This window comes from Nocardia sp. NPDC056100 (assembly GCF_042266325.1).
In the GTDB taxonomy this organism is placed as follows: Bacteria; Actinomycetota; Actinomycetes; order Mycobacteriales; family Mycobacteriaceae; genus Nocardia.
The window spans coordinates 1,689,331-1,702,917 of record NZ_JBHJVY010000002.1 but is presented as its reverse complement, the minus strand read 5'-3'; the positions used below and the strand labels follow the sequence as shown (position 1 = coordinate 1,702,917).

Annotated in this window: 13 protein-coding genes; 1 reads left to right on the top strand and 12 read right to left on the bottom strand. The window is 67.8% G+C overall.

What is annotated here, in order from left to right:
* Positions 1–16: 16 nt before the first annotated feature.
* The 6 genes from ACFC0O_RS20205 to ACFC0O_RS20180 all read right to left on the bottom strand — a co-directional run bounded on the left by ACFC0O_RS20205 (position 17) and on the right by ACFC0O_RS20180 (position 7,069).
* The gene (locus tag ACFC0O_RS20205) at positions 17–1,573 is read right to left on the bottom strand and encodes an alpha/beta hydrolase (RefSeq protein ID WP_375959940.1); all 1,557 of its coding nucleotides are present in this window, start codon (positions 1,571–1,573) and stop codon (positions 17–19) included.
* 134 nt (positions 1,574–1,707) lie between these two features.
* On the bottom strand, positions 1,708–2,541 hold the full coding sequence (locus ACFC0O_RS20200; RefSeq protein ID WP_375959938.1) for an alpha/beta fold hydrolase: 834 nt from the start codon (positions 2,539–2,541) through the stop codon (positions 1,708–1,710).
* Positions 2,522–3,997: an AMP-binding protein gene (locus tag ACFC0O_RS20195; RefSeq protein ID WP_375959936.1), complete on the bottom strand. Its 1,476-nt coding sequence runs from the start codon at positions 3,995–3,997 to the stop codon at positions 2,522–2,524. Before ACFC0O_RS20195 ends, ACFC0O_RS20200 begins: the two co-directional genes overlap by 20 nt.
* Entirely contained in the window at positions 3,994–4,671 is a 678-nt protein-coding gene (locus ACFC0O_RS20190) for a TetR/AcrR family transcriptional regulator (RefSeq protein ID WP_375959934.1), read from the bottom strand. Before ACFC0O_RS20190 ends, ACFC0O_RS20195 begins: the two co-directional genes overlap by 4 nt.
* Entirely contained in the window at positions 4,668–5,705 is a 1,038-nt protein-coding gene (locus tag ACFC0O_RS20185; RefSeq protein WP_375959932.1) for an alpha/beta hydrolase family esterase, read from the bottom strand. The genes ACFC0O_RS20190 and ACFC0O_RS20185 overlap by 4 nt, the downstream gene beginning before the upstream one ends.
* Positions 5,702–7,069: a spinster family MFS transporter gene (locus ACFC0O_RS20180; RefSeq protein ID WP_375959930.1), complete on the bottom strand. Its 1,368-nt coding sequence runs from the start codon at positions 7,067–7,069 to the stop codon at positions 5,702–5,704. Before ACFC0O_RS20180 ends, ACFC0O_RS20185 begins: the two co-directional genes overlap by 4 nt.
* A 181-nt stretch (positions 7,070–7,250) precedes the next feature.
* Between ACFC0O_RS20180 and ACFC0O_RS20175 the strand changes: the two genes are divergently transcribed.
* Positions 7,251–8,135, top strand: a complete 885-nt coding sequence (locus tag ACFC0O_RS20175; RefSeq protein ID WP_375959928.1) for an SDR family oxidoreductase — start codon at positions 7,251–7,253, stop codon at positions 8,133–8,135.
* Between the two features lie 80 nt (positions 8,136–8,215).
* On the opposite strand, the gene ACFC0O_RS20170 is transcribed toward ACFC0O_RS20175, so the two are convergent.
* From ACFC0O_RS20170 to ACFC0O_RS20145, 6 genes are all read right to left on the bottom strand, one after another.
* Complete coding sequence (locus ACFC0O_RS20170; protein ID WP_375959926.1) at positions 8,216–8,734, bottom strand: hypothetical protein; 519 nt, start codon at positions 8,732–8,734, stop codon at positions 8,216–8,218.
* Positions 8,731–9,003 carry an Ada metal-binding domain-containing protein gene (locus ACFC0O_RS20165; protein WP_375959924.1) on the bottom strand — a complete coding sequence of 91 codons (273 nt, stop codon included), beginning with the start codon at positions 9,001–9,003 and terminating at the stop codon, positions 8,731–8,733. Before ACFC0O_RS20165 ends, ACFC0O_RS20170 begins: the two co-directional genes overlap by 4 nt.
* 24 nt (positions 9,004–9,027) lie before the next feature.
* On the bottom strand, positions 9,028–9,645 hold the full coding sequence (locus tag ACFC0O_RS20160; RefSeq protein WP_375959922.1) for a methylated-DNA--[protein]-cysteine S-methyltransferase: 618 nt from the start codon (positions 9,643–9,645) through the stop codon (positions 9,028–9,030).
* Positions 9,642–10,133: an RNA polymerase sigma factor gene (locus ACFC0O_RS20155; RefSeq protein WP_375959920.1), complete on the bottom strand. Its 492-nt coding sequence runs from the start codon at positions 10,131–10,133 to the stop codon at positions 9,642–9,644. Before ACFC0O_RS20155 ends, ACFC0O_RS20160 begins: the two co-directional genes overlap by 4 nt.
* Positions 10,134–10,135: 2 nt before the next feature.
* Complete coding sequence (locus ACFC0O_RS20150; protein WP_375959918.1) at positions 10,136–10,651, bottom strand: methylated-DNA--[protein]-cysteine S-methyltransferase; 516 nt, start codon at positions 10,649–10,651, stop codon at positions 10,136–10,138.
* A 100-nt stretch (positions 10,652–10,751) separates the two neighbouring features.
* Entirely contained in the window at positions 10,752–13,493 is a 2,742-nt protein-coding gene (locus tag ACFC0O_RS20145) for a LuxR C-terminal-related transcriptional regulator (protein WP_375959916.1), read from the bottom strand.
* Positions 13,494–13,587 lie beyond the last annotated feature (94 nt).

The window sequence follows — 13,587 nt, the reverse complement described above, 5'->3', positions numbered from 1 at the left end:
GCGTCTCGATCACCGCTTACAGCTTGCAGCGCGTGTCGGCGGTTGGGCTTCGGAGTTCGACGAGATAGTCCTCAACGGCCTTGTTGACGCAGGCGCTGGTGGCGGCGAATGCGACGGTGTGCTGGTTGCCCTCGACTGTGAGCGCGGTACCTCCGAGGGCTGCGGCCAGCTTCAAACCACCTTCGTACGGTGTGGCGGGGTCGCCGGTGATCGAGATGGTCAGCGTCGGGGGCAGACCCTTGATGCCGGTGGCGTAGGGATAGCCGAGAGTCGGTGTGGCGGGCCAGAATTCACAGCCGTCGCGGGCTCCGTCCGCGCCACGGCCGGGGTCCAGGAACGGAGCGACGCGATAGATGTCCCTGCGCAGGTCCGTTTCTTGTTCGGGGGAATGACGCTGCTCGTCCATGCAGTTGATCGCGTAGTTGGCGTCGGCGATATTGGGCCAGCGGCCGTCGGCGCCGCGGCCGCCGAAGGCATCGCCGATCTTGCGGAGGGTATCGCCGTGCCCGGTGCGGATCTGGGCGAGGCCGGCGGTGATGACGGGCCAGACAGCCGAGTCATAAAGCCCGGCGATCACGGACCCCACCGCGAGTGGATAGTCCGCAATTCGGTTGTCTCCCGCGGGAATCGGATGATCCAGCAGCGGCCGCACAATGCCCTGAAATTCCGTGACGGCCTGGCTAGCGTCGGTGCCCAGGGGACAGTCGGGGCGGGTAACGCAGTCGGCGGCCATGGCGTCGAAGGCTCGCTGGAAGCTCGTGAACTGCGAGATTCGACGCTCGGAAGTGCCTGTGGTGGGATCGATTCCACCGTCGAGCACCATCGCGCGTACTCGATCGGGAAAGAGCTCGGCGTACACTGCGCCCAGTCGTGTGCCGTAGCTCTGCCCGAAATAGGACAGCTTGGTGTCGCCGACGGCGGCGCGCAGGATGTCCATATCCCGTGCCGCGTCGCGGGTTCCCAAGTGGGCGAGCGCCTCTCGGCCACCGGAGCCCTTCGCGCAGCGGTCGACCACTGCGCGGGTGTCCGACTCGGTGAACCGGCCCACGGTGGCGGCGGTGGGGAAAACGGCTGCGCCACTGTCATCCTCGGCATCGCTATAACAGCGCACCGACGGGCTGGAAGCACCAACGCCGCGCGGATCGAAGCCGACCAGATCGAATCGCTCGCTGAGCCTGCTCTGCGCCCACGTGGTCGCCGCCGCCGCGGCCATACCCATCCCCGGCCCGCCCGGCCCACCGGGATTGAGCAGCAGCGACCCGATGCGCTCGCCCCGCGCGGGCACCTTCAGCACCGCTATCCGCATCGTGGCCCCGCCCGGGTCGGCGTAATCACGCGGTACCTCCAGCCGACCGCACTCGAATCGGGGGTCGGCGAAAGCCTTCTCGTCCGATGCGGTGGTCGCGTACCCGTCGCATGAGGCGAATACCAGTTTCTGGTCGTAGAACCGTTGCAGGCGCTCGGAATCCGACTGTGTGCCGGAGCAGGCGCCGAGCGCCATGGTCAGCGCCACGACCGAAGCGGTCGTGGCGAAAACCTTCCTTCCCGTGGCCACGCGAATATCCCACGCCATTGCGCTCCTTCTCACTGATCTTCGCCAGGTAATTCCGCCTCTGTGGCTGTGCCCCATCGGCGAATACACAAACACGCGAAGTCCGTTCGCGGCCGTCGCAACGCCGGGCGGCGAGAACAGGACGGGGCGGATTCTCAGATCGGCTCGGCCCGTTGCTCTTTCGAGCTCCGGTGCTCGGCCAGGAATGCCAGCACATCGGTGTTGGCGCGGTCGCCGACGTCGACGGGATAGTTGTGTCCGGCTCCTTCGTAGGTGACGAGGCGGGCGTCGGGCAGCGTCTCGGCCAGCCGCACCCCCGCCGCGTACGGCACCGCCTCGTCCGCGGTGCCGTGCAGCACGAGTGCGGGTGCGGTCAGAGCGGCGACCTTGTCGGGGGTCATGTCGTACCCCGCGATGGCGAGGTCCTGGGCGTAGACACCGCGCGCGGAGAAACGCATGCGGCAGAGTACGTCGAGGTCGCGTTCGACCGCCTCCGGCGACGCCATCGGCCCGTAGAGTCGCTTGCGCAGTAGAGGTTTCAGCAGGCGGGCCGGGACGCGATACCTCAGCTGGCGGGCCAGGAAACCCGGCGGCGGCGGTAGCGGGTGTTCGGGACTGCGCATCGCGGTGCAGCCCAACACCATCGATCGCACCCGCTCGGGCGCGTCGTGGGCGAGCTGCAGGACTATCCCACCGCCCATGCTCACGCCGTAGAGGTGCGCGTCCGCGACACCGGCGGCGTCCATCACCGCGCGTACGTCGGCGGCGAGATCGGCGACGGTCGCGGAGCCGGTGGCATCGCTGGTGCCGGTGCCACGGTTGTCGAAGTAGATCACGCGATACTGCTCGGCCAGCGCCGGAAGCGCCGGATACCACATGTCACTGGAGAACAGGTGGCCCATGACAAGCACCACCGGCTCGCCCGAACCCTGTTCTTCCCAGTGCAGGCGCACGCGCCCGCTGGGGGTGTCACTGATCGTGTACGGCATTGTCCGCCCTTTCGAGTCGTTGAGCGCGCAGCGCCGAGCGGCGCACCTTGCCGGCGTCATCCCGCAGCGGGTGGCCGACGATTTCCAGGCTCCGCGGCAGTTTGTAGGGCGAGAGCCGCTCCCGCAGAAACGTCAGGACGGAATCGAATTCGAGCTCGGCGGACGACTGCACGATGGCATGCGGCACCGCCCCGAGATCCTCGTGCGGCAGCCCGACCACGCACGCGTCGTCGATATGGGGGTGCTCGGCGAGAGCGGCTTCCACCTCGGCGGGGTAGACATTGGATCCGCCCACGAGGATGACATCGGTATCGCGATCGGTGAGGTAGAGATAGCCCTGCTCGTCGAGACTGCCGAGGTCGCCGAGCGACTCCCAGCCGCCCTCACGGGTGCGGGCCGAGCCGCCGAGATAGGTGTACGCGGCCGGGGCGTTCGCGCCGCGGCGCACCCACACCTCGCCCACCTCACCGGGCCGAAGTGCGGTGCCATCGGGACCGAGCACGGTGATCTCACCGACCACCGCCGGCCCGACCGATCCGGGATGCTCGAGCCAGTCGTCCCCGGTGATCGCGGTGGCCGCCTGTGCCTCGGTACCGGCGTAGACCTCGAGGATCCGCTCGCCGCCGAGCCAGTCGATCCAGGCGCGCTTGAGCCAGGGCGGACAGGGTGCGGCCATGTGCACCACCAGGTCCAGCGATGAGAGATCATGCGCGGCAAGCACTTCGGGCTCGAGACGCCAAATGCGTTGCATCATCGTGGGAACGGCGTACAGCCATTGAACTCGATGGGCGGCGATATCGGCCAGCAGCGTGCGGGCGTCGAAGCGCCCCTGCAACACCACGTGCGAGCCCCGCAGCAGCGCCAGTGCCGCGAACATGAAGGGCGCGTTGTGATGGAGCGGGCCGGGCACGGCCACGGTGCCCCCGGCGGGAATGCCCAGCACATCGGCGAATCCGATGACCTCGTCGAGCAGTGCGGCATTACCGGCGACGACCACTTTGGGGCGACCGGTGCTGCCTCCCGAGGCGGGTGCTTTCCACGCGGGCGAGATGCGCCGGGGCAGCGGGTCCGCGGACTCGTCCGGCTCGGCGACCGCAGGCAATCGCAGTCGATCCGTACCGTCTGGCAGCCCGACCACCCCTGCCGGGTCCACCACCTCGAGAATGCCCTGCAACTCGGCTGGTGTGAGTCGCGAAGACAGGGGCTGCGGCACCGCGCCGAGCTTCCATGCCGCGAACGCCGCGGTCATGAATGCCGGGGAGTTGTCGAGCATGATCGAGACGTACGAGCCGGAGGTGACGCCCAGCCGAATCCATTGGCGGGCCAGTCGATTGCTGTCGCGATCCAACTCGGCCCAGGTGAGAGTGTCCGCGCCGCGGGTGACGGCGGGCGAATCCGGCCGCGCTGCCGCGTAATCGGCGAGCACCTCACCGAATGTTCTTGTCGCAGTGTTCATTTCCCGCTCCTTTCGGCACCGAGCCGGGTGGCCAGACCGCCGGTGATGAAGTCGCGGTAGAGCGCGACGACGTGATCCTTGGGAATGTCGGGGTTCGCCAGCCACCAGCGCCCGAGCTGTTCGCCGACGCCGCTGATGGCGTAGGCGAAGGGGGTATCGATCGCGTCGCCGCCCGAGAAATGCGCGACCATCTCGGCGATGCGATCGATCGTGTGCTTGCGCAGTCCGGCCAGTTGCTCGGCGAACTCGGGTGTGAGTGCGGTGCTGGGGTTGAACAGCACCATCCAGCGGCGTGGGTCGCGCTCGAGCAGGTCGAAGAAGATCTCGCCCGCGCGCTGCATCACGACCTCGATACTGGCTCCGGCCTCGATGAGCACCTCGGGCTCGCGGACCCGGTGTTCGAGTTCGGCGCGAGCTCGGCGCGCGCATTCGAGAAAGATCGCGTCCTTGCTTTGGAAGTGCGAGTAGACGATCGGCCGGGTCACCCCCGCTTCGCGCGCGACGTCTTCGATCGAGGTGGCCTCGAAGCCGCGGGTGGCGAACAGGCGCTCGGCGATGTCGAGTATCTGGGTGGCGCGTGCTTCACGAGACATGCGGGTGCGTCGCTGGGGTGCCGGAGTGTCCACGTCGGTCAGTCTGCCCGACGGCGGTGCGGGTTCGAGCCGCGTGATCACGGCATGCTCCGGGTTTTCGCCCAGTCCCACCACAGGGTGGCGAGATCGGGGCCCTGGTTGTCCACGAGCGGACCGGTGCCGGGGCCGGGCCAGCGGTGCGTCATGCCGTTCACCAGCACGTAGTCGATCAGTGAGGTGTCACCGCCGCGCGCGAAGTACTTCGAGTACGTGTATGAGTGCTTGTTCGGATCGTTCACCTGCACCACTGATTCCGGAACATCATCGACCGGGCCATCGAGGGTGCCGTTCATCGCGAGGTCGTCGATCGCGGCCCAGTGGGTGACCAGACGCGTCGCGAAATACGGTGGCACAGTGGTGTCTTGGTCACCCTGGACCACCATGACCGGCACCGGGCGCGCTCGCGGGCCCATCTCGGCGAAGGCTCGCTCGGCGGTGTCCACGGGTCCGAGATTGACCGGGTCGAGCCTGCCTGCCGCATCCCGGCCCGCCTCGTTGATCTTGTACTCGCCGCCCGCCATCGACATTACGGAGGCGTAGACATCGGGGTAGGTGACTCCCATGATCACCGCGATGCCCGCACCGGAGGACGCGCCGAGCACATGCACCCGGGAGCGATCCGCGCCGAATTCGGTGATGACCTGTTCGGTGAGACCGGCGATCAGTGCGGGCTCGCCTTCACCGCGCTGTTGATGGGCGGCGTCGTCACCGTTCCAGCAATTCAGGCGCAGGCCCCGCAGGGGATCCTGCGACGGATAGACCACCAGGAAACCCTCGCGGTCGGCTACCGCGTTGAGGTCGGTCATGTCCTTCATCGAGTTCAGGGTGTAGCCGGTCATCGCGCACCCGTGCACCGCGACCACCAAAGGCAAAGGGCGGCCGGAAGATTGAGCGGGCGGAACGTGCACCTGATAGCTCACCGCGCCCGCGTTCCCGACGAAGCTCGCGGTGCGGTCGTAGCCCTGCGAGCCGGGTTCGGCGTGCGCGGCGCTCACGCCGGTGAACATGACGGCGGCGAGTGCCGCGGTGAGGCTGGTCCGAGCCAGCACGGCTCGGACGGAGTGCGGGTTGTTCATCGGGTTACCTCCGGTTGTGCGGCCTTGCGGCGATCGCTCTCGATAGTGGTCATTGCGCCGGCTACGCCGAGCGCACATGTCAAGCAGGACAAGGGAAGTAGCCACGCCATGCTCGTGTGAAGGCCGAGCGCCGACGCGGTGATCTCGGCGGTGGCGGTGGCGTTGCCGGCGAAATGCTCCGACAGCGCGCCGGTCAGTACCGGGCCGAACGCGCCGCCGAGTAGATAGAAGGCCGCGAAATAGATCGCGACTGCGGAGGCGCGCCGACGCGCCTCGACAATTTCCGACACAGCGGGCAGCGCGACCGGCTGCACCATGTTGATCAGGACCGATGCGAGCGATAGCAGGACGATGAATCCGACCGCGCTGCTCGGCGACAGATCGAATGCCGCCCACGCGAGCGGGGCCGCGGCAGCCATGCCGACGGCGGCCACCGCGAGACGCGCGACCGATGAGCGGCGTCGTGCCCGGTCGGCGATCGGTCCCGCGATGAGCACGCCGACGAGTCCCGCGACACCCATCACCAGGCCCGCGCCCGTCCCGGCTTCGGACAGGCTCAGCCCGAAGTAGCGCTGCAACAGTGGCACCAGGAACGTCGCCACCGAATAGCTGCTGATCTGCAGGCCGATTCCGGCCACGATCAGCCACCACATCGTCGGGATGCGCAGCAGCGCCCAGAGTGCTCGGCCGCCACGCTCGCGCTCTTGCTGCTGGGCGGTCACCGCAGGTCGCTCGGGCATCGGTGCCACGAGCAGCAGTCCGGCGACCACGAGACCGGGGATCGCGGCGATAAAGAACGGCGTCCGCCAGGAGCCGAACGCTTCGACCAGCGGACCGGTGGTGAAGAAGGCCAGCAGCAGACCCAGCGGCAGGCCGAGTTGAAGCATCGCCGTTGCCCGCGAACGCTTTTCGACCGGGAACATGTCGAAGACGGTGGCGTTGGCGGCCGGGGCGTATGACGCCTCGCCGACACCGACGCCGAGCCGGAAGATCAGCAGCGCCGCGAAACTCCAAGCTCCACCGCTGGCCGCGGTGAGGAAGCTCCACAGCACCAGGCCGCCGACCATGATCATCCGGCGCGATCGCCGGTCCGCCATGCGCCCGAGCATGATCCCCGCGAGGGCGTAGATCACGGTGAAGCCGCTCATCAGCACGCCGAGCCGGGTGTCACTGAGGCCGAACTCGGCCTTGATGTCCTCGGCGACGATCGTCGGCAGGGCACGGTCGTAGAAGTTCAACACATTGGCCACCGCGAGCAGGCCAACCAGACGCCAGGCATAGGGCGGGATGACGGGCGGCGCGTTCCCGTCGGCATTCGAGCTGCCGGTCGAGTCGTGCGGGGGAAACGTCCTGCTGATCGGCATGGCGTCCTTCGAGCTGCGTGACTGGCGTCACTTTAACTTTACAGCGCGTAACTATAAGTAGACACGATGTAACCGTCAAGGGTGCCATTCGGCGAATATGCGAGGAGAGTGATGGGACAAAGGTGCCGTTGCGGTGCTACGGTGATGGGACCAAAGTCCCATCACTATCGAAGGTAGCGATATGCGCGTCTTCATTACCGGTGGCACCGGCCTGATCGGCTCGACCGTCATCGCCGAACTACTCGACAATGGCCATTCCGTCCTCGCGCTCGCGCGCTCGGATTCCTCGGCCGCGGCGCTTATCGCCGCAGGTGCGGAACCGATTCGGGGCGATCTCGCCGACCTGTCCACGCTCCGCGCCGGTGCCGCCCGCGCCGACGGCGTGATTCACCTGGCTTTCGACCATGCCGCTTTCGGCAGCGCCGAGGCGGTCGGGGTGGCGGTCGCGCAGGAAGGCGCTGCGATGGCCGCGCTGGGGGAGGAGTTGATCGGCAGCGATCGCCCGCTGGTCACAGTGGCGGGTACACCGGCGGTCCCGGGACGGGCGTCCACCGAGGCCGATCCGTCCCCGATCGAAGGGCTGGTCGGTGGGCGCGGTCATTCGGTGAACGCGATTCTGGAGCTGTCCGCGCGTGGTGTGCGCAGTGCGGCGGTGCGGTTGCCGCGCACCGTGCACAACGAGGGCAAGGGTGGATTCGCGGGCATGCTCACCGATATCGCCCGGCGCACAGGGGTTTCCGGCTACCCGGGTGATGGCGCGCAGCGCTGGCCCGCGGTGCACGCGCTCGATGCGGCCGTGCTGTTCCGGCTGGTTCTGGAGGGCGCGCAGGCCGGAACCGTGTGGCATGCGGTCGCCGATGAGGGTGACGCCGTGCGCGATATCGCTGCGGTCATCGGCCGCAGGCTCGGGCTCGAGGCAAAGTCCTTGCCGGAGGAGACATTCGGACCGCTCGGGACGATCTTCGCCACCGATCAGCCGTCATCGAGCGCCCATACCCGGCAGGTGCTGGGGTGGGAGCCCAAACATCCCAGCCTGCTCGAGGACCTGGAGAACATTGAGCCGTGATCGGCTGAGGACGGAAACCTGGACTCGCCGCATTGCAGTCGACTCTGAAGAGTGAGACTGGTTGCAGCGCAACCATTCTCCTATTCGTTTGACGTGGCGGGCAGTAGCAGGCCATCGGTGACTGTCCAGGTCGATCCGTCGGGGTCAACGCCGGTCAGCCCTTCCAGGTATGCGGTCCCGACCAGTGCCAGTGCGGCGGGATCGGCGATGGTGGTGACGATCGTGTCGCGGGCGGACCAGGCGGTCGACCACAGGAGCCGCCGGGTCATCTGCGCCCACCCCAGGCGCGGTCCTGTCATGACCCACAAATCCGTTGGGGCGGTGGTGAATCGGCAAGCCTGGCGCAGCCATGACGCCGCGGTCTCGGGCCAGGTGATGTGGTCGGCGATCCGCCCGCCGCCACGTTCCCACTGGTCCGCGACCGCGGCCATCGTCGCTAGAGCGGCGGGTGTGCGTCCCGATCCCAAGGTCAAGGTTCGCGCACCCCGCGCGCGAGCCGCCGCGATGATGGCGGCGATCTCGCCATCGGTAGCGGTGTGGACGTCTTCACCCGCGTGGGATGGGTTGTGCAGCAATGGTGTTGAGGTCGCGGCAGTCATCGGTTGCCTTCCTTCCAGATGAGATAGCGGTCAGGGCAACAGATCGCGCACGGCCGATAGCCCGCCGCGACCGCCGTAGCCTCGTCCGCGAAGAACACCCGGTACTTCACGTAGTGTCCGGCCGCGATCGCCCGCACCGCCGAGCGGCAATCCAGCCGCCCGTAGATCCTGCTGCGCCGATGCCCACCCCACAGTCCCGGTGTCTCGGAGCGATAGGCATTCCCCATGGCATCGAGCAGCAGGTAGGTGCGGGACGGTTCAGGCGGCATCGCGGACTACCGGTTCGGTGGCGCTCATGCGGCGGTCTCCAGATCCAGCAGCAGATGCTTGGCCTCGGCCCCGCCGACATATCCGCCCAAGCTGCCATCGGCGCGCAGCACCCGATGACACGGCACCACCACAGGCAGCGGATTGGTCGCACATGCCGTGCCGACCGCCCGCACCGCCTTGGGGTTGCCGACCAATTGGGCGACCTCGCCGTAGCTGCGGGTCTGCCCGTACCCGATCTCGGGCAGATGCTGCTGCACAATCTGCCGGAATCCATGCGAGAGCGAAAGATCCAGTGGCAGATCGAAAGTCGTGCGCTGCCGGGCGAAGTACTCGTCGATCTCACGTACGGCCTCGTCGAGGCGTCCCGGTGCCCGCAAGATCCGCGGGCTCACCTTGTGGGCGAGGGTCTCGAGGACGCCGTCGTGGCCCTCCCTGGCATAGGCCACCCGAATCAGGCCCCGCGGAGTGGCGGCCAAGAGCAACTGCCCGACCGGGGTGTCCATGGTCGTGTAGGCGACGTCGATCAGCTCGGCCTGTTCGGCCTTGTGCTCGAGCAGTCGGTGCAGCCGACCCATCGTGTCCTCGTCCACGGTGGCGGACAGAGCGGCGAGCACGTCATCGTCGTGGTGCAGCTCGTTCATCGTGTCGCTCCTTTCAATGTCGCGTCCGGATAGGTTTTGCGCAGGTTCTTCACACCGTCGGCCGCGGCGCGGCGCGCGGCATCGGTGCTGCCGCCGAGGATCTGCGCGATCTCGGTGTAGGGCAGTCCGGCCACATAGTGGTAGGCGATGGCTTGGCGTTGTTTGTCCGGCAGTGCGGCCACGGCCGCCCAGACTCCGGCATCGTCGGCCCCGACGACGCCGTCGCCGATCGGTTCCTCAGGCATCTGCTCGACCGGCAGTGGGTTGCGTGTGGCAGCCCGGACCGCGTCGATCGCCTTGCGATGTGCGATGGTCACCAGCCACGCCTCGATATTCGCGGTCTCCGGAAGATCCGGGTACGCGCGCATCGCGGCCAGAAATGTTTCCGACCAGGCGTCCTCGGCATCGTGCGCACCGAGGACGACCCGGCAGACCCGCAGCACGGTGGGCCCGTATTCGGTCACTACCGCCTCGAACGGTGGCTTCACGCTCAGAACAGCCTTCCCGCGCTGACCGTCGCCGGCTCCTCGAGCTCGAGCAGCGCGCGCTTGCGCTTGAGCCCGCCCGCGTATCCGGTCAGCGATCCGTTCGCCCCGATCACCCGATGGCACGGGATGAAGATACACAGCGGATTGGCTCCCACGGCCTGTCCGACCAGGTACGCCGCGGATCGGTCACCGAGCTGTTCGGCGATCTGCCCGTAGGTGATGGTCGCACCGAACGGAATCGCGGCGACCTGCTCCCACACCTTCCGCTGGAAGTCGTTGCCGGAGGGGCTCATCGGCAGATCGAAGTCGCGCCGCTGCCCGAGCAGATACTCGAACAGCTGCCCGGCGGCTTCACCCAGGACAGGATCATCGGCGAAGGACACCTCCGGCCCGAACAGCTCCTGGGCCGGTCGCAGGATGTGATGCCGGAAATACACGCCGCTGACAGCCTCATCGGTCGCCACGATCGTGACGGGGCCGAGCATGGCGGTGTCGATCACCACGTGCCGAGTAGTCATCTGCATCCCCTTCTCTCGTTCTCACCCTGTAGACGTTGGGCGGGCACAGAACGTGAGATCAGAGTTTTCGACGGCCGACCGATGATGGTTGAGCGGCGATTCATTCCATGGCTGCGGCCAACTGTCTGCGCGAGGTCACATCGAGTTTGCGGAACACTTTTCGCAGGTGGTAGTCGACCGTGCTGGCGCTGAGGAACAGTTGGTCGGCGATTTCCTGATTGGTGGCACCGCGCCCGGCGAGATTGGCAATGGTTTCCTCCTGGGCGGTGAGGGCGGTCCGCTGGGTGCGGGGCGGAGCGGAAGCTATTCCCAGGGGCGCCAATTCGCGGGCTGTGCGCGCGGACCAGGATGTGGCGCCCTGGGCGGTGAAGATGGCAGCTGCCTGTTCGAGGTGGGTGGCGGCGTCGGTGCGGCGGCGCTGTCGGCGCAGCCATTCGCCCAGCCGCAGGTGCGCGCGGGCGGCATACATCGGTGTGTCCGCATGCGCTAGCCTCTCGATTGCCGTGCGGTACAGCGCTTCCGGCTCATTCGCCGCCGCTGCCCGGGCCAGGGCGCGCAGTCCGGCCCCGAGTGGAGTGTCCAGCACGCGGGAGCGGTGCTCGAGTCGGTCGCCGAGTTCGGTGGCGATCGCGAATTCCTCGGCGTGCACGGCGGCTTCGATCAGATCGATCGCCAGCCACGCATTGGGCTCGCCGATTACGGTCAGCAGGGCGCGGGCGGTATCCCACGCATCGGCCGGGCTGCCCGCCGCCAACTGCTCGAGAAGTTCCGCGCGCTGCCAGAGTTCGACTCCCGCGCCGAACGCGGTATCGCGGCATTCCTCGATCTCGGCGGCGGTCTGTTTCGAGTCGAGTGCCGGTGCCGCGGTCCAGCCCCGTATGCCTGCACGCAGCGCGCGCAGGGTGAGATGATCCTCGGGGTAGCCCGAAGCCCCCAGCAGCACAACGGTTTCCGCGACACGTGCCCGTGCCTGCGCTACCCTCCCGGCCTGTATGTCGAAATGGGCCCGGAACGAGACGATATTGGCGAGCAGGAAACCACTGCTGTCTCGCCGCGCGCACTGTTCGATCCCGGCGAGAATGCCGTCGCGGGACGCGTCATCGATCAGTGTGCCGGCGACGTCGACCACCCCGCTGTAGGAGTAGAGGTACGGCAGTGCGGCGGATGGATGCTCCAGAAAGTACTGCGCCGCAGCACGATAGGTGTCGGCCGCGCCGGGCCGGTTCAGGATGAACTCGCCGTATGCGCGCATCGAGAGCGCCGGGGCGTTCACCGCGTCGGCGTCGACCAGCCGCAGTGCGACCTCCGCGAGATCGCTCGTGGTGGTGCCGACGGTGAGATGCGCGGACAGCCAGGTCCCGCGAATGCCCATACCGACCGCGCCGACGGCGTCCGCGTGTCGCCCGGCGGTATCGAGCGCCTCGGCGAGTCGCACCAGCGCGGTGGCGCGAGCGCCGAACGCGCCGGGTTCGAGTGCGGGCAGTCGGCCCTCGGCCCGCAGGACGGTGAGTTCGGCGCGCCGATCCTCACCGAGGAAGCGCTCGTCGATCTCGTCCATGACGGCGCGTGCCTGCTGGATGGCGCCGGAGAACATCGCGGACTGCACCGCGGCGAGCAGTCGCCGCGCCCGTCGCTCGCCCGTGCACGCTTGGGCCGCGCGCAGCAGCAACCGGGTCCTGGTCGCGAAGTCACCGCGCTGACCCGATGCGGCAGCGGCGTTTTCGAGCAGATCGGCGAGTTCGTCGTCGATTCCGTCGGCGACCGCCGCACGGTGCAGCAGGGCACGCTGTTCCAGGTCCAGTTCCGTGGACGCGCGACTGAGGCGAAGATGGGTGTCGCGGCGCTGTTCGGCGGTGCCGCCCGCGTAGATCGCGGATCGAATCAGCGGGTGCCGGAACACGATTCGATCCGCGACGGTGACCAGTTCGGCGAGTTCGGCTGGGGTGGAGGCATCGCGCGGCAATCCCGCCAGTTCGGCTGCCGCGCTGACCGTGCGCAGATTGCCGTCGGCCTCCGCGGCGGCCAGCAGCAGCCAGCGTTGGCAGTGCTCCGGCAAACGCCGCACCAGACGCAGATAGTTCGCCTGCAGATGGGTTCCCAGCGGGACCGGTTCAGGCAGCAGCGCGACCCCTTCGAGTTGCCGCTGGGTGAGCTCATCGCCGAGATCCCTTAGGGCAAGCGGATTTCCACCGGTCGCGACCGCGATCTGCGCGGCTATCGCGCGCTCGATGCCGTGCTCGCCGCGCATCGAGCGCAGCAGCGTGATCGATGTCGCGACGTCCAATCCGGCCAGGGTGCGGGTCGGCAGTCCGGCCAGGTGATCACGCCCGGCGCCATCGGGCCGCCGGCAATAGATCATGACCACCGGGTCCGCGAGCAGGCGACGGCCGACGAACGCGAACACCCCGAGCGACTCCTCGTCGACCCATTGTGAGTCGTCGACCCAAAGGAACACCGGCCGCGCGGCCGAGAGCGTGGTCACCAGCGCCAGCAGCGCGACCCCGATCGCGAGGCGGTCCGCGATGACACCATCGGCCAGGCCGGAGGCGACAAGCAGTGCGGTGCGGTGTGTTTCGGAGAGCCGATCGAGCATGTCGCGATAGGCGAGCACCAGTCGTTGCAGGGCGGCGAACGGCAGTTCGAACTCGGCCTCCACCCCGGTGATCGCGATCGCCTCGAAGTTGTCGTGCTCGGCCAGCGCCGCCGCGATCAGCGCGGTTTTGCCCATGCCCGCGTCACCCTCGAGGACAGCGACCGCACTGCGTCCCGATGTGGCCGACGCGCACAGCGCGCCGGTCCAGGCGAGGTCCTCTGCTCGGCCGAGCAGTTGAGTGCGCGTCATGGGAAGCTCACTGCCCGAACGTTATCGATGGCTATTCGAGTTTCCTCGACTGGCATCAGGTGTGGCACGTGGTCCCCCTCGTGGTGTGAGCGCG